This is a genomic window from Paraburkholderia franconis (assembly GCF_009362735.1).
GTDB lineage: Bacteria > Pseudomonadota > Gammaproteobacteria > Burkholderiales > Burkholderiaceae > Paraburkholderia > Paraburkholderia franconis.
In genome coordinates, this window is sequence record NZ_WHNP01000050.1 from 1 (window position 1) to 17625 (window position 17625).

Below are 17625 nucleotides of genomic sequence, written 5' to 3' on the forward strand. Positions count from 1 at the left end.
TATAAACATACAGTATAGTATTCACCTATCCGGAGCCGCGGAAGACAGTTCGAAAACAGGCCGCGCCTGTTTCCATCTCGCGGTGCGCAGCCGTGGCCGCAACCCTACGGCCAGCATGCCCCGGCAACTCATTCAGACGGACAGTCAAATTGTCATCTAACGGAACGATCCGAATTCGAGGCGCACGCCAGCACAACCTGAAAAACGTCGATCTCGACCTGCGCACGGGCGAAATGACCGTCGTGACGGGACCGTCGGGCTCCGGCAAGTCGAGCCTTGTCTTCGATACGCTGTACGCCGAAGGGCAGCGGCGCTACGTCGAAACCTTCAGCGCGTATGCCCGCCAGTTTCTCGACCGGATGGACCGGCCGCAGGTCGACCGCGTCGATGGCGTACCTCCCGCTATCGCGATCGACCAGACGAACCCGGTGCGCAGCTCGCGTTCGACGGTCGGCACGATGACGGAGCTGAACGACCATCTGAAGCTGCTTTACGCGCGCGCGGCCGAGCTGTTCGATCGCAAGACGGCGCAGGCCGTCCGCCACGATTCGCCGGAGACGATTTACGCCGAGCTGAGCGCGCGCACGGCGGGTGACGATCCGCGCATCGTCGTCACGTTTCCCGTCGAGTTGCCTGACTCGACAAGCGAAGCGGAAGTCGAGCAATGGCTTTCCGCGAGCGGCTACACGCGGGTCCAGGCGCAGCGTGAAGTTCCGTCGCCGACGGGCATGCGCAAGGTGCTCGACGTCGTCGCCGACCGCTTCCGTCTCCATCAGGTCGAAAAGTCCCGCGTGGTCGAAGCGATCGAGGCGTCGCTCAAGCGGGGCGGCGGGCGCGTGAATGTCTATGTGCTGGCGCAGGAAGGCACGCAAGGCGAGCCGGCTGGTCAGCAAATCTGGCGTTTCTCGACGGGCCTGCACAACCCCGACAGCGACCTGCGCTACGCCGATCCGCAGCCCGCGTTGTTCTCGTTCAACTCGGCCTACGGCGCGTGCGACACCTGCCGGGGCTTCGGGCGCGTGATCGGCGTCGACCTGGGCCTCGTGATTCCCGACGAGCGAAAGACGCTGCGCGGCGGCGCGATCAAGCCGATGCAGACGCCCGCGTGGAAAGAATGCCAGGACGACCTGATGCGCTATTCGGCGAAAGCGGGCATTCGCCGCGACACGCGGTGGTCCGAGCTCACCGAAGCCGAGCGCGACTGGGTCATCAACGGCTCGCCGGATTGGGATGGCGACTGGCAGAAGCAGTGGTACGGCGTGAAGCGCTTTTTCGGCTACCTCGAATCGAAAGCGTACAAGATGCACATCCGTGTGCTGCTGTCGAAATATCGAAGCTACACGCCGTGCGAGACATGCGGCGGCGCGCGTCTGAAAACAGAATCGCTGCTGTGGCGCCTCGGCTCGAAGCAGAACGCGGACGCCGTGCTCGAGCCGGCGCAGCGCTTCATGCCGCGCGGCGTCGACTGGAACCGCGCGCAGCTCGAAGCGTTGCCGGGCCTGACGGTCCATGATCTGATGCTGCTACCCATCGAGCGTATCCGCCGCTTTTTCGACGAGATAACGCTGCCGAGTGCACTGCTCGACGACGCGCTGAAACTGCTGCTCGCCGAAGTGCGCACACGCCTCAAGTATCTGTGCGATGTGGGGCTGGGCTATCTGACGCTCGATCGCCAGAGCCGCACGCTTTCCGGCGGCGAAGTGCAGCGGATCAACCTGACCACCGCTTTGGGTACGTCGCTGACCAAGACGCTCTTCGTGCTCGACGAGCCGAGTATCGGCCTGCACCCGCGCGACCTGAACCGGATCGTCGAGGCGATGCAACGTCTGCGCGACGCGGGCAATACGCTTGTCGTCGTCGAACACGATCCGTCCGTGATGCTTGCCGCCGATCGCCTGATCGACATGGGACCCGGACCGGGCGAGCGCGGCGGCACGATCATTTACGACGGTACGCCCAATAACATTCGTTCGGCCGGCACGTTGACGGGCGAATATCTGGGCGGACGCAAGCACGTTGCGGACGCGGCGCACTGGGCGCGGCGCCCCGTCGACGAAAGCACGCCGCGCATCGTGCTGGAGGGCGCGCGTCAGCACAATCTGCGCGATGTGACGGTCGAAATTCCGTTGCAGCGCCTCGTGTGTGTGACGGGCGTTTCGGGCTCGGGCAAATCGACATTGATCCAGGACGTGCTGAATCCGGCGCTGTCGCGGCAACTCGGCAAGGCCACGGAAGCGCCGGGCGCTCACCGAAGCCTGGCGGGCGTCGAGCAGATCAGCGACGCCGTGTTTGTCGATCAGTCGCCCATCGGCAAGACGACGCGCTCGAACCCGGCAAGCTACGTCGGTGCATTCGACGAAATCCGCAAGCTGTTTGCGAAGGTGCCACTCGCGCTGCAACGCGGCTATGGCGCGGGCGTGTTCAGCTTCAATTCGGGCGACGGCCGTTGTCCGACTTGCGGCGGCTCAGGCTTCGAACATATCGAAATGCAGTTCCTGAGTGACGTCTATCTGCGCTGTCCGGACTGCGACGGCAGCCGCTACAGGCCCGAAGTGCTGGAAGTGAAGATTGAGCGCGAAGGGCGCGAACTGAGCATCGCCGAAGTGCTCGAACTGACGGTGCACGAGGCCGTCGGCCTGTTTGCGGGTGACGGCGAAGTGTTGCGCGTGTTGCAGCCCATCGTCGACGTCGGTCTCGAATACGTAAAGCTCGGGCAGCCGGTGCCGACACTGTCGGGCGGCGAGGCTCAGCGGCTCAAGCTCGCTGGCTTTCTCGCGGAAACGGCTCAGGCGCGCACGGCCCGCGGCGGCACGAAGCAGGCGAGCGCGGCGCGTCTTTTCATGTTCGACGAGCCGACCACGGGTCTCCATTTCGACGACATCGCCAAACTGATGCAGGCGTTCGGCAAGCTGCTCGCGGGCGGTCATTCGCTGATCGTGATCGAGCACAACCTCGACGTGATTCGCGCAGCCGACTGGCTGATCGATCTTGGTCCGGAAGGAGGCGACGGCGGCGGCCTCGTCGTGTGCGCGGGCACGCCCGAAGACGTCAAACGATGCCCCGATTCGCATACGGGTGCCTCGCTCGTGCAGTATGACAGCGCAATGGGTCTCTGCATCGAGCCGACGGAAGCAGCCGAAAAAGCCGAAGCCTCAACGCAAGGCACGCCGCTGCAAACGGCGCTGAATGCGGCGCGCGCGCGGCGCGCAGTGGAAGGCGAAGACGTCGTGCGCATCGTGAATGCCCGCGAGCACAACCTGAAAGCGCTCGACGTCGACATTCCGCACGGCAAGTTCAACGTGATTACGGGCGTGTCGGGTTCCGGCAAGTCGACGCTCGCGTTCGACATACTGTTCCACGAAGGGCAGCGCCGCTATCTGGAGTCGCTGAATGCGTATGCGCGCTCGATCGTGCAGCCGGCGGGGCGTCCCGAAGTCGACGCGGTGTACGGCATTCCGCCAACCGTCGCAATCGAACAGCGTCTGTCGCGCGGAGGCCGTAAGAGTACTGTCGCGACCACGTCGGAGGTGTGGCACTTCCTGCGTCTGTTGTTTGTGAAGCTCGGCATCCAGCACTGCATCCACGACGGCGCGCCCGTCACGTCGCAAAGCGTCGAATCGATCGTCGCGCAACTGATGCGTGACCACAAAGGCGAACACGTCGGTCTGCTTGCGCCGCTCGTCGTGAACCGCAAAGGTGTCTATACCGACCTCGCCAAGTGGGCGAAGGCGCGCGGCAATACGCATCTGCGCGTCGATGGCGAGTTCGTACCCGTCGATCCATGGCCGAGGCTCGACCGCTTCCGCGAACATACGATCGAGCTGCCCGTCGGCGACATTGTTGTGTCGGCGGACAGGGAAGCGGAACTGCGCCGGCTGCTCGACGAAACGCTCGAGGCGGGCAAGGGCGTGATGCATCTGCTCGCGCCGCTCGACGGCCTCGAACATGCGATGACCAGCAACGGCACGACCGCTCACGTTGGCGAAGTGAAGGTGCTCTCCGTCAAGCGGGCGTGCCCGGTGTGCGGCACCAGCTACCCTGAACTCGATCCGCGCATGTTTTCCTATAACAGCAAGCACGGGTGGTGCACGACCTGTGTCGGTACGGGACTGGCGTTGACGCGCGAGCAGCGCGCGGCTTACGACGACACCGTGCTCGTCGACGACAATCGCGGCCGCGAACAGACCTTGCCGTCGGACGAGCAGGAGCCGGAGGGCGTCGGTGAAGAGCCGTGTCCGGATTGCCACGGTACGCGCCTGAATACGTCCGCACGCGCGGTGACGTTCGACGAAACGTCCATCGTCGACGTCGCGCAGTGGACCGTGTCGGACACGCGCCGTTGGATCGATGGGCTCGAACTGCAAGGCCGCGACGCGGAAATCGCGCGCGATGTGATCAGCGAAATCGGCAGCCGTTTGCAGTTCCTCGAAGAGGTGGGCCTTGGTTATCTGAGCCTCGATCGGGCGGCGCCTAGTCTGTCGGGCGGAGAAGCGCAGCGTATCCGTCTCGCCGCGCAACTCGGCAGCAATCTGCAGGGCGTCTGCTATGTGCTCGATGAACCGACGATCGGTTTGCATCCACGCGATAACCAGATTCTTCTGAACGCGCTGCGTAAGCTCGGCGACAAGGGCAATACGCTCGTCGTCGTCGAGCACGACGAGGACACCATCCGCCGCGCAGATCACATCATCGACATCGGTCCGGGCGCGGGCAAGCGTGGCGGTACGCTGGTCGCGCAGGGGCGCGTTGGAGATCTGTCCGCGCAGTCCAGATCGCTGACAGGCCAGTTCCTCGCGCAGCCGATCCTGCATCCGTTGCAGGCGCGACGCCCGGTATCGGTCGCGACGAAACGCGCGCCGGCCATGCCCGATAACTGGCTGACCGTGCACGGCGCGGCGTTGCACAATCTGCGCGATGTGACGGTCGGCATTCCGCTGGGGCGTCTGGTCGCCGTGACGGGTGTGAGTGGCTCGGGCAAATCGACGCTCGCTCGCGACGTGCTGATGACGAATCTGCTCGATGCCGTCGGCCGGTCCGTGCTGTCGTCGCCGGCTGTCCGGCGCGCCCGCAAGGCTGCGCATACCGAACAGGGTGAACAGTCGGCTGCGGCGAACCGCCGGTCGAGCGTGCTTGCGCGCACGGCGCCGAAGCCGTCGCTGAACGTCACGCATGTGTGGCAAGGGTGCGAGTCGATTAGCGGTTTCGAATCGATCGACCGCGTGCTCGAAGTCGACCAGACGCCGATCGGCAAAACGCCGCGCTCGTGTCCCGCCACCTATATCGGCGTGTGGGACACGATCCGGCGTCTCTTTGCCGACACGCTCGAAGCGCGGGCGCGCGGCTATACGGCGTCGCGTTTTTCGTTCAATACGGGCGACGGCCGCTGTCCCGCGTGCGAAGGGCAAGGCGTGCGCACAATCGGCATGAGCTTCCTGCCTGATGTGAAGGTACCGTGCGACGTATGTCATGGGCAGCGCTTCAATCCGGAAACGCTTGCGGTCACGTGGCGTGGCAAACACATCGGCGACGTCCTGACGATGGAAATCGACGAGGCCGTCGACTTCTTCGCGTCGATGTCGAACATTGCGCATCCGCTGCAGCTGATGAAGGACGTCGGCCTCGGCTATCTGACGCTCGGCCAGCCGTCGCCGACCTTGTCGGGTGGCGAGGCGCAGCGCATCAAGCTCGTCACCGAGCTGAGCAAGGTGCGCGACGACATCACCCGGCGCGGACAGAAGGCGCCGCATACGCTGTACGTGCTCGACGAGCCGACGGTCGGTCTGCATATGGCCGACGTTGCGAAGCTGATTCGCGTGCTGCACAGGCTGGCCGACGCGGGGCATAGCGTCGTCGTGATCGAGCACGATCTGGACGTGATCGCCGAAGCCGACTGGATCATCGATCTCGGGCCGGAAGGCGGCGTGGGCGGCGGTTCGATCGTCGCGGCGACGGACCCCGAGGGGCTGGTGCGCGTTGCGGCGAGCCATACCGGGCGCGCATTGGAGCCGGTGCTGGCTCGCGCCGCTGGCATGTCCGACGACGACGCCGACGGCAAGCGAGTCAGCGCGGGGTAAGGGCGCACAATGGGAAGCACGGTCATGCACACACGTCACAGCGCGGCTTTCACTGCGATTCTGGCGGCCGTCCTCTTCGGCGCGACTACGCCGTTCGCGAAGGCGCTGCTCGGTACGTTGTCGCCGTTCATGGTGGCGGGGCTGTTCTATCTCGGCAGCGGAGTTGGACTCGCTATCGCGATTCTGATCCGGCGATTGCGGCGCGGGCACAGCGGTGATCATCCGGACGCGCATCCGATGCCTCTTGCAGAAGTGCCCTGGCTGATCGGCGCAATCGCTGCGGGCGGCATGGCCGGACCGGCCCTTCTGATGTTCGGCCTGAACGCGACACCTGCCGCAACTGCTTCGCTGCTGCTGAACCTGGAAGGCGTATTCACTGCGCTGATCGCGTGGGTCGTGTTCCGCGAGAACGTCGACGCTCAGGTGTTTATCGGCATGGTCGCGATCATCGCGGGCGGCGTGCTGCTGTCATGGCAGCCTGGAGGAGGCGGAGCGGGAGCGGGCGCGTCGCTGGTTGCCGCTGCCTGCCTGTGCTGGGCCATTGACAACAATCTGACGCGCAAGGTCTCGAACAACGACGCGATGGTTATCGCTTGCATCAAGGGGCTGGTTGCCGGTTCCGTGAATACGGGCATCGCGCTGTTGTCGGGTGCGCACGTGCCGGGAGCGGGACTGATCGTCGCGTCGATGGCAGCTGGTTTTGCGGGCTACGGCGTGAGCCTCGTGCTGTTCGTGGTCGCGCTGCGGCATCTCGGCTCGGCCCGCACGGGCGCGTATTTTTCGGTGGCACCGTTGTTCGGCGTCGCCATTTCGTTCGCGCTGTGGCCCGAGAGGCCGCCTCTATTTTTCTGGATCGCAGCCGCGTTGATGGCGCTTGGCATCTGGCTGCATTTGCGCGAGCGCCATATACACGAGCACACGCACGATACACTCGAGCACAACCATCGGCATCGGCACGACGAGCATCATCAGCATGCGCACGATTTCGACTGGGACGGTTCGGAGCCGCATACGCATGCGCACCGTCATGCGTGCATCACGCACACGCACTCTCACTTTCCCGACATCCATCATCGGCACCAGCACTGACGGCAGCCAACCGATGCCGTCGCCACACGCACATACGGGCGGCGAACCGCGGACTGGACCCGTCCCGACGGCTTCGCACAAGCAAAGACGGCGCAACGCGTCTATATTGACCGTCTGTTTGCCGATCAACGACGAGGACCTTTCATGCCTGACCCATCTGTTTTCCCGATCGCGAAGAAGTGGCCCGCTGAGCATCCCGAGCGCATCCAGCTCTACTCGTTGCCGACGCCCAACGGCGTCAAGGTATCGATCATGCTGGAGGAGACGGGCCTCGCATACGAGCCGCATCTAGTGCGCTTCGATGCGAACGATCAGATGTCGACGGAATTCCTGTCGCTCAATCCGAACAACAAGATTCCCGCGATCATCGATCCGAACGGCCCCGATGGCGAGCCGCTGCCGCTGTTCGAGTCGGGCGCGATCCTGATCTATCTCGCGGACAAGTCGGGCCAGCTGCTGCCGAAGCGCGCGTCGGACCGCTACGAGACGATTCAATGGCTGATGTTCCAGATGGCGGGCATCGGGCCGATGTTCGGCCAGGTCGGCTTCTTCCACAAGTTCGCGGGCAAGGAGTACGAGGACAAACGTCCGCGCGACCGCTACATCAATGAATCGAAGCGGCTGCTCAACGTGCTGAACGAGCGGCTCGCGACGCGCAGGTGGATCATGGGCGACGAGTACACGATCGCCGATATCGCGACCTTTCCGTGGGTGCGCAATCTTGTCGGCTTCTACGAGGCGGCCGATCTGGTCGAGATCGACAACTTTCCGCACGTGAAGCGCGCACTCGATGCGTTTCTCGCGCGTCCTGCTGTCGTGAGGGGGCTGGATATTCCAAAGCGCGGATAAGCACCGATCTGCAAGGTTTCGACAAATCCAAAAAAGCCCGTGCCGTCTTTGACGGCGCGGGCTTTCTTCGCCTTGGGTCCTTCCTGCGGAACGTTACATGCCGAGCGCCGGATCGCTCATGCCCGGCTTGCCCGTCTCCACGTGACCAGCATAGCGGCGCACAAACGACGCGTCGCTATCGACAGTGATCGTCAGATCGTACCAGCCGTACACGTGTCGCAGATCGAGGTACACGGTGTCGCTATCGCCGCCGCGAACCGTGTGCTTGACGGGACTGCCCGCATCGTACGCATTGACGATCGTGAACTGGCAGCGCGCATTGCCGTCGTTCTTCAGACGCAGTTGCAAATTGCCGTTCTCGACATCGTAGCCTTCGACGACTTCCGGTTTCGCCTGATCGTGACTGTTCCAGAAATGCTGCGTCGTCTGCGTGCCGGCGAAGCGGCGCAGGAAGCCATTCGGTCCGTGCGCCGTGAAGTCGTATGTACCATCGGCATTCACGTTGAGCTGATCGACAAGGCGCTTGTTCGCTTCGACCGTGTACGTGCGGGGCGCATTCGCGCTCATCGCCGCGAACACGAGGAAGTTCGCACCGGCCTTGCCCGTGTTGACGAAGCGCATCGACAGCTTGCCGCTGCTGCTGTCGTCGATACGCACGAACAGTTCGTACGGCACGGCGCGCGCGGGACGCACGCCCTGTTCCTGCTTCGGCACCGAGCCGACGAGGGGCGGCACGGGAATATAGTCCGCGTGACGGTTCTGGTCCTGCGGCTTGTATGAGGTCGTCGACGGCAGCGTCGGGAACGCATCGTTCGGATTGTCGAAGTTGAACGCCGACGTCATATCACCGCACACCGCGCGACGCCATGGCGTGATATTCGACTCCGAGAGGTTGTGCCCTTGCCCAAAGCGCTTCTCGATGAAGCGGATCACCGACGTGTGATCGAACACCTCCGAGCACACCCAGCCACCCTTCGACCATGGCGACACGACGAGCATCGGCACGCGCGGCCCGAGGCCGTACGGACCGGGCGCGTACTTGCCGCTGTTGCCGCCCGGATAGATTTCGTTTGTCGTATCGACGGTCGAGAGACCATCCGCCTTCGACGACGGCGCGAACGGCGGCGACACGTGATCGAAGAAGCCGTCGTTCTCGTCATAGTTGATGAGCAGCACGGTCTTGCTCCACACGTCGGGGTTCGACGTGAGAATCTGCAAGACCTGATCGACGTACCACGCGCCGTAATTCGCAGGCCAGTTCGGGTGCTCGGAATATGCCTCGGGCGCGACGATCCACGACACCTGCGGCAACTGGTTGCTCTGCACGTCCTGACGCAGCACGTCGAAATACGTACCGCCCGCCGACACGTTCGTGCCCCTGCGCGCCTTCTCGTACAGCGGACTGCCGGGCTGCGCGTTGCGATACTGGTTGAAGTAGAGCAGCGAGTTGTCGCCGTAATTGCCGATATACGGATTTTGCGTCCAGCCCCACGAGCCGTTTGCGTCCAGACCCGTGCCGATGTCCTGATAGATCTTCCACGAGATACCCGCGGCTTGCAGCACTTCCGGATACGTCGACCAGCCGTAGCCAAGCTCCGAGTTGTCGACCACGGGGCCGCCGCCCGAGCCGTCGTTGCCGACCCAACCGGTCCACATGTAGTAGCGGTTCGGATCGGTCGCGCCCATCAGCGAGCAGTGGTACGCGTCGCAGATCGTGAACGAATCAGCAAGCTGATAATGGAACGGGATGTCGTCGCGCGTGAGATACGCCATCGTCGTCGTGCCCTTGTTCGGCACCCACTGGTCGTTGCGGCCACTGTTCCACGCGCCATGCGTCGTGGGCCAGTCATGCGGCAGGTCTTGCAGGAACTGCAAGCCGAGATTCGGTGCGGTCGGACGGAACGGCAACACTTCGCCGACGCCGCCGAGCCCCGGCTGATGCCACACCGGCTTGCCGTTTGGCAGATTGATCGCGCGCGTATCGCCGAAGCCGCGCACGCCTTTGAGCGTGCCGAAGTAGTGGTCGAACGAACGGTTTTCCTGCATCAGCACAACGATGTGCTCGACGTCGCGGATGCTGCCCGTCTTGTTGTTGGCGGGAATCGCGAGCGCATTGCGGATGCCGAGGGGCAGCATGCTCAATGCAGTCGCGCTGCCGGCTGCTTGGGCGGCGGCGCGTAGGAAATCACGGCGGTTCTTTGAGGTCATGTTGGCTTCGATCGTGAAGAAAGAAACGGAAAGGGGCGGCTTCCATGCGGGGGCGGGAGCCGTGCTGGGCAGAACTCAATCGACGGTGTGAATCACGGGTGGTGCGAATACGACGGAATCCGCTGCGCTGGCGCCGCCGGCGGATGCGGCCTGTGACTGCGCGGATGTTGACTGCGGTGCTTGAAGCGAGGGGTTCGCGGGTGAAGCTGACTGCGATGGGACGGCGTTGAAGGTCGTCGCGAGGTGCGATTGCGGCTGACTCTGCGTCTGTTGTTGCTGTTGTTGCTGTTGTTGCTGTTGCTGCTGTGCTTGCGATGCATCGGTGGAGGCGCCGTTGCTGCATGCTGCAACCGCGATCGATGCAGCGACGACGGCGAGCGCAGGGCGTAAACGTCTGCGTCGCTGGCTACGTGCGGCGGCGTGCAGAGCGGGCATTCATCCTCCGGCGTCAGGGGTGAGAGCCGCGAAAGGATAGCCAGTGCGTATGTAGGTATTGTGAAGCGTGGATGGGGAGGGATACGGAAAAACGAGCAGAAAAGAAGCGTGCAGAAAGCGGCGGGAGAAGAACTGATTGGAAAGCGCGGACGGAAATGCGCTGCATGAGATGCAGCGCATATTCCGTGTGACGGCTCAATGACTTGTGTGCGTTATCGGCACGTTGTCCACAGGGTTGGTCACGGATTCTGTGGACAAAGCGTGTGTCAGGTTTAGCACGAACGAGAGTTCATCAACAGTGCGGCGGCGCGTGCATTGTGTCCAATTCGAACCGCATCAATGACTTGTCCGGGTCTTGCACGGGTTACTCACAACCTTGTGCACGGATTCTGTGGAGAACTTCAATGCAGCGTGTGCGCTATGCGTCGCTGTGCTTGTTGACGAATGCGACGATCGCATCGTTGAGCGCTTGCGGCGCGTCGCGATGAGGCGAGTGTCCGCATTTGTCGAGTTTCGTCAGTTGCGTCTGCGGCGCGTGTTGCGCGATGGTATCGATCTGCATCATCGTGCCGTAGTGATCGTCGTGACCTTGCACGGCGAGCAATGGGCAGTGAATGTGCTTTAGTTCATCGACGATGCTCCACGATCGGAAGGCCACGCTCAGCCACACATCGTTCCAGCCATAGAACGCCGAATCGATGTCGTCGTGATAGCGGGCGAGCCTGCTGCGCAGGCCGGACTGTTCATACGCCGTCTTCGCGTCGGCAATGCTTGCAACGGAAATGTCCTCGACGAAGACGTGCGGTGCAATGACGACGGCGCCCGCCAGTGCGTCGGGAAAGGCGGCAGCATAAAGCAGCGTGATCGATCCGCCGTCGCTGTGCCCGATCAGCCACATGCATTGCCGTTCGTGAGCGCTGATACCGAGTGCATCGAGCAACGCGGGCAGTACATCGCGGGCCTGCACTGACATGAAATCGACGGGCAGCTTGACATAGTGCGGACGCGGCGTCGAACGGCCGTAGCCGGGGCGCGAGTACACGAGACCACGCATGCTGAGCCTGTCGCACAGCACCTGAGGCCAGTCTTTCCACATTGCGACCGACCCTAGCCCTTCGTGCAGGAACACGGCCAGCGGCGCATCGGTCAGATGCGCGTTGAGCCAGCAGTATTCGATCTCCAACGCGCCGCGTCGCGCATTGGCGGGCAATGCAATCGACGCACTCTTCGCGTCGTCGCGCAAGGTCGTAACAGGTTCGGACATTCCGTTCAACAGCTGATTGGCTGTTCTCGCAGTTTGAAGCGTTGAATCTTACCCGTTGCCGTCTTCGGCAGATCGTCGACGAAGACGATATCACGCGGATACTTGTGCGGCGCCAGCTTGCCCTTGACGAACGACTTCAGTTCATCGGCGAGTGCATCACATGCATCGGCACTTTGCTTCAGCACGACGAATGCACGCGTTTTCACGAGACCACCATGATCGATGCCGACGACGGCCGCTTCGAGGACGGAAGGATGTTGCACGAGCACCATCTCGACCTCGACGGGCGATACATACTGTCCGCTGACTTTCAGCATGTCGTCGCTGCGGCCCGCGTACTGATAGCAGCCATTTGGCAGACGGCAATACTTGTCGCCGCTGCGGATCCATTCACCCAAAAACGTCGCGCGAGACTTCTCGCGATTGGACCAGTACATCAGCGCCGCGCTCGGTCCTTTGATGAACAGATCGCCCACTTCACCGTCGGTCACGAGATGACCCGCTTCGTCACGCAACTCCACTTCATATCCGGGCACGGGACGGCCCGTCGTCCCGTATTCCACTTCACCTGCGCGATTCGACAGGAAGATATGCAGCATCTCGGTCGAACCGATGCCATCGAGAATCTCGCAGCCGAAATGCGCGGTGAACCGTTCGCCGATCTCGCGCGGCAGCGCTTCGCCCGCTGACGCGCAGATGCGCATGGCGACCTGCTCGCGCGGCGGCAGATTGGGCGAGACCAGCATGTTCGCGTACAGCGTCGGCACGCCGTAAAAGATCGTCGGCCGATGCTCGACGAGGCGCCTGAAGATTGCGTCGGGCGTTGGCCGTTCGGCCATCAGCACGGCCGTTGCGCCGACCGAAAGCGGAAACGTCAGCGCATTGCCGAGGCCATACGCAAAGAACAGCTTGGCGGCCGAGAACACGACATCCCGTTCGCTGATACCGAGTACCGGTTTCGCGTAAAGCTCGGCAGTCCAGTACAGGTTAGCGTGCGTGTGTACCGTGCCTTTCGGCTTCCCCGTCGAACCCGATGAGTACAGCCAGAACGCGATGTCGTCGCCGCTACATGCATTCGGTTTCAACATGGGTTCAGCGCCGTCGATCAACCGGTTCAACATGTATTCCGATGGCGGATCGACCTGCACCGGCTGCGAGGCGATCAGCAGGCAGCCATCGTGTTCCGCTTCGCGCATCGCCTTCTCGACGTTGGGAAGCAGTGCGCCCGATGCGATCACGGCGCGCGCGTGGCTGTGCGCGAGCATGTACAGATAGTCGGCGGCCGTGAGCAGCGTGTTCGCGACGACGGGCACGACGCCCGCGTACAGCGCGCCGAGAAACGCGATCGGCAGTTCTGCGGTGTCGAGCATGACGAGCAGGATGCGCTCTTCGGGATGCACGCCGAGCGAGCGCAACGCGGTGGCGAAACGGCGCGCGCGGTCTTCGAGTTGCGCGTAGGTGACGACGCTCGCGTCGTCGATGTAGGCGGGTTTGTCGGGGCGCACGTCGTTGAGGCGGAACAGATGCGACGCGAAGTTGAATTGCGCGGGCGGCGCTTCGACTTTTGGCGCGGGCTCGCTCGGGCGCGATTCCAGCAAGGCTTCCATGTGTCCTCCGGCGTATTGAGGCGGCGTGCGTATGAGTGCAGGTGGGGCGCGGCTGGATGCCTATCAGGCGCTCGACGCGTCCTGTGTGAATTCGATTGCACCTTGCGGCAGCAGATACAGAACGAGTGCCTGTCCGTTCGCGACGGTCGGCCGATGTGCGCTGCCGGGTCCATAGACGCACCAGCCGGCCGGGTGGCCGTCGAATGTCGCGCCGTCGTTGAGCGGCATGATCAGATCGATTTCGCCATTCGGATGCATGTGATGCGGACCTGCAATGTCCTGCATGTCGACGACGTCGACGGAAAAGCCGTGCGTGTCGGGTGTCGGCTTGATGATGCGGCCGTAACGGATGCCGTCGTGCTCGCGGTTGCACAGCCAGCCTTCGGCGACACCTGTGCGGCATGCGTTTGCAAGCTTGCGGTACGTATCGCTACCGGAAGGCCAGGTCGCGTCGAGCCATGCAGCCAGTGACGCGTCGATCGGACGGCCTGTGAGTTGCGCGGTAACGCTCACAATCAGACGCTGAAAGTCCTGAGTGGACATGCTTGTCTCCTGTGTCGACCGGAGTTAGCGCTTTAGCGCTTACTCCGGTCCCATGCAGAGCGGTCGACCGGAGTTAGCGCTTTGGCGCTTTACTCCGGTCGCATGCAGAGCGGTCGACGGGAGTTGGCGCTTTGGCGCTTGCTCCGGTCGCATGCAGAGCGGTCGACGGGAGTTGGCGCTTTGGCGCTTGCTCCGGTCGCATGCAGAGCGGTCGACGGGAGTTGGCGCTTTGGCGCTTGCTCCGGTCGCATGCAGAGCGGTCGACCGGAGTTGGCGCTTTGGCACAGACTCCCGTCGCATGCAAAGCATCAACGAAAGTTAGTGCATTAGCGCTTGTTCCCGTCCCATGCAGAGCACCGACCGAAGTTGGCGCTTTATCGCCTCACTCCGCTCTATGCATCCGCGGTCGACCAGAGTCGGCGTGTCGACCCGGGTTCGCACCTTGGTGCGTATTCCGGCCCATGACCCACCCTGATCACATGCAAAATGGTTGCTGTCGACTGACACGCACCTTAGTTCATGTGGTGTTGCGACCGATCGTCTCCGATTTCGCCTATGCCGTCCGGACGAGGGCACGCGGCGTTGTTATTGCGTCAATATGCGGCGAAAATTAACCGTTCATCTCGTGCGTGTCAAGCACTATAGTACATATACCTATGCGATGAGGGTCCGCAACATGAATCAAACTTACTCTGTCGTAACGGCCGGTGCGGCGCCGTCTCCGGGCGCCGACGACGAGGCGCCGAAAGCCGAGCGCGAAGAGCGCGACCCGTTTCTGACGGCGATGGGCGAGCGCGTGCGTCTGCTACGCGCGCGGCGCGGCATGACGCGCAAGACGCTGGCGGCGGAAACGGGCCTGTCCGAGCGGCATCTGGCGAATCTCGAGTCAGGTTTGGGCAACGCGTCGGTGCTGGTGCTGCGGCAAATCGCGGCCACGCTGAACTGCCCGCTCGCCGAAGTGATCGGCGACGAAACCACGTCCTCCGCCGAATGGCTGCTGATCCGCGAACTGCTGCAGGGGCGTGACCAGGCGGCATTGCAGCGCGCCCGCGTTGCGCTGTCGGAGATGTTCGCGCAGGCCCCGCGCGATCCGCACCGGAAGGACCGCATCGCGTTGATCGGGTTGCGCGGCGCGGGCAAGTCGACGCTCGGCCGCATGCTCGCGCAGGAGCGCAAGGTGCCGTTCATCGAGATCACTCGCGTGATCGAGCAGATGGCGGGTTGCCCGCCGTCGGAGATCCACTCGCTGTACGGCGCGAGCGCTTATCGACGTTACGAGCAGCGCGCGCTCGAAGCCGTCATCGGCGAGCACGAGCGGGCTGTGATCGCGTCGCCGGGCGGGCTCGTGTCCGAGCCCGCCACGTTCAACATGCTGCTCGCGCACTGTTTCACCGTCTGGCTGCAGGCAAGCCCCGAGGAGCACATGCGCCGCGTCGTCGCGCAGGGCGATCTGCGGCCGATGGCGGGAAGCAAGGAGGCGATGGAGGATCTGAAGCGCATTCTCACGGGCCGCAGCGAACTGTACGGGCGCGCGGATATGAGCTTCGACACCAGCGAGCGCACGCTTGCCGACGCCTATCTGCAATTGCGCGACCGGCTTGCGGCGCGGCTCGCGGCCGAACTGGGCGACGAAGCATGATGCACTCGTGCTTCATCAGGCGGGGCTCGCCCGCCAGGGATAACCCGCGAACATGAATTAAAGTGCTTTACTTGGCTGTGACGATGCATTATTGTTCTTTTCAACAATCTGCATCCGCCTCAGGAGACGCCCCATGTCCTCAGCCATGTCTTCAGCAGACGCCGCTATCGCGCGAGTCGACTACCGCACCTATCCCTCGCAGTACAAGCACTGGAAGCTCGCGTTCAACGGTCCGGTGGCGACGCTCGGCATCGATATCGCCGAAGACGGCGGCATCCGCGACGGTTACAAGCTGAAGCTCAATTCATACGACCTGGGCGTCGATATCGAACTGCACGATGCGCTTCAGCGCATCCGCTTCGAGCATCCCGAAGTGCGCACCGTCGTCCTCACGAGCATGAAGGACCGCGTGTTCTGCTCGGGCGCGAATATCTTCATGCTGGGTCTGTCGTCGCATGCATGGAAAGTCAACTTCTGCAAGTTCACGAACGAAACGCGCAACGGCATCGAAGACTCGTCGCGTCATTCCGGCCTGAAGTTTCTTGCAGCCGTCAACGGTGCATGTGCGGGCGGCGGATATGAACTGGCACTCGCGTGCGATGAGATCTATCTGGTCGACGATCGGTCGTCGTCAGTCGCACTGCCGGAAGTGCCGCTGCTCGGCGTGCTGCCCGGCACGGGCGGCCTGACGCGCGTCACCGACAAACGCAAGGTCCGACACGACCGCGCCGATATTTTCTGCACGCTGGTCGAGGGCATTCGGGGTGCGCGGGCCAAAGAGTGGCGGCTCGTCGATGAAGTCGTGAAGCCGAACCAGTTCGAGCAGACGATCACGGCGCGTGCACTGGAGCTTGCGCAGCAAAGCGACCGACCCGCGGATGCAAAGGGGGTGACGCTCACGCGCATCGAACGCACGGAACGTGAGGACGGCCTCACGTATGCGACGCTCGACGTCACGATCGACCGCGCGAAACGCACGGCCGCCTTCACCGCGAAAGCGCCCACGACCGACCAGCCGACCGATATCGACGCGATCGTCGCGAAGGGCGTGAACTGGTGGCCGCTGCAGTTCGCGCGCGAGCTCGACGATGCGATCCTGTCGATGCGCACGAACGAGCTGGAGATCGGCACGTGGATACTGAAGACGGAAGGCGACGCGCGCGCGGTGCTCGCCGCCGATGCGACGCTGCTTCAGCACAAGGACCACTGGTTCGTGCGCGAAACGATCGGCCTCTTGCGCCGCACGCTCGCGCGCATCGACGTGTCGTCGCGTTCGCTGTTCGCGCTGATCGAGCCGGGTTCGTGCTTTGCCGGCACGTTCGCGGAATTCGCATTCGCCGCCGACCGCACGTATATGGCCGCGCTGCCCGCGAATGAGGAAGAAGAGCCTGCAATCACGCTGTCGGAAGTCAACTTCGGCCTGTATCCGATGGTCACGCATCAGTCGCGGCTCGCGCGGCGCTTTTACGAGGAAGCCGAACCGCTCGATGCCGCACGCGCGAAAATCGGCCAGCCCGTGAAAGCGGTGGAAGCCGAGCGCCTGGGTCTCGTGACGGCCTCGCCGGACGATATCGACTGGGCCGACGAAATTCGCATTGCGCTCGAAGAACGCGCGGCGATGTCACCCGATGCGCTGACGGGCATGGAAGCAAACCTGCGCTTCAACGGGCCCGAGACGATGGAGTCGCGCATCTTCGGCCGTCTGACGGCATGGCAGAACTGGATTTTCAACCGGCCGAACGCGGTGGGCGAGAAGGGCGCGCTCAAGGTGTACGGCAAGGGCAGCAAGGCGCAATTCGACGTGTCGCGCGTCTGAGCGCTTTAGGCCGAGCTCTTTAGCCACGTCATCGCACGCACATCGCCACATCGTCACAACGCCTCTCGCCAGACAACACGCACTGCGCTCAAGGAACCGAC

The 17625-nt window shown here is 63.2% G+C and carries 9 protein-coding genes; 5 read left to right on the top strand and 4 right to left on the bottom strand.

Going from position 1 to position 17625, the window contains the following annotated elements; translation table 11 throughout:
* Positions 1-149: 149 nt before the first annotated feature.
* The 3 genes from uvrA (at position 150) to GCT13_RS34140 (ending at position 8012) form a co-directional block, all read left to right on the top strand.
* Positions 150-6074 carry an excinuclease ABC subunit UvrA gene (gene uvrA, locus GCT13_RS34130; RefSeq protein WP_152765912.1) on the top strand — a complete coding sequence of 1975 codons (5925 nt, stop codon included), beginning with the start codon at positions 150-152 and terminating at the stop codon, positions 6072-6074.
* 24 nt (positions 6075-6098) lie between these two features.
* Entirely contained in the window at positions 6099-7163 is a 1065-nt protein-coding gene (locus GCT13_RS34135; protein ID WP_152765913.1) for a DMT family transporter, read from the top strand.
* Positions 7164-7307: 144 nt separating this feature from the next.
* On the top strand, positions 7308-8012 hold the full coding sequence (locus tag GCT13_RS34140; protein ID WP_152765915.1) for a glutathione binding-like protein: 705 nt from the start codon (positions 7308-7310) through the stop codon (positions 8010-8012).
* Positions 8013-8105: 93 nt separating this feature from the next.
* On the opposite strand, the gene GCT13_RS34145 is transcribed toward GCT13_RS34140, so the two are convergent.
* From GCT13_RS34145 to GCT13_RS34165, 4 genes are all read right to left on the bottom strand, one after another.
* Positions 8106-10220 carry a phosphocholine-specific phospholipase C gene (locus GCT13_RS34145; RefSeq protein WP_152765918.1) on the bottom strand — a complete coding sequence of 705 codons (2115 nt, stop codon included), beginning with the start codon at positions 10218-10220 and terminating at the stop codon, positions 8106-8108.
* Positions 10221-11073: 853 nt separating this feature from the next.
* On the bottom strand, positions 11074-11919 hold the full coding sequence (locus GCT13_RS34155) for an alpha/beta fold hydrolase (RefSeq protein ID WP_193727827.1): 846 nt from the start codon (positions 11917-11919) through the stop codon (positions 11074-11076).
* A 5-nt stretch (positions 11920-11924) separates the two neighbouring features.
* A complete protein-coding gene (locus GCT13_RS34160; RefSeq protein WP_152765924.1) occupies positions 11925-13526 on the bottom strand; it encodes a benzoate-CoA ligase family protein in 1602 nt (533 codons plus the stop codon).
* Positions 13527-13589: 63 nt separating this feature from the next.
* A complete protein-coding gene (locus GCT13_RS34165) occupies positions 13590-14069 on the bottom strand; it encodes a DUF4863 family protein (RefSeq protein ID WP_152765926.1) in 480 nt (159 codons plus the stop codon).
* A gap of 676 nt (positions 14070-14745) precedes the next feature.
* Here GCT13_RS34165 and GCT13_RS34170 point away from each other — a divergent pair.
* Both GCT13_RS34170 and boxC read left to right on the top strand, forming a co-directional pair.
* The gene (locus tag GCT13_RS34170) at positions 14746-15708 is read left to right on the top strand and encodes a helix-turn-helix transcriptional regulator (RefSeq protein ID WP_152765928.1); all 963 of its coding nucleotides are present in this window, start codon (positions 14746-14748) and stop codon (positions 15706-15708) included.
* 145 nt (positions 15709-15853) lie between these two features.
* The gene (boxC, locus tag GCT13_RS34175) at positions 15854-17524 is read left to right on the top strand and encodes a 2,3-epoxybenzoyl-CoA dihydrolase (protein WP_193727828.1); all 1671 of its coding nucleotides are present in this window, start codon (positions 15854-15856) and stop codon (positions 17522-17524) included.
* The last annotated feature ends 101 nt before the right edge of the window (positions 17525-17625 follow it).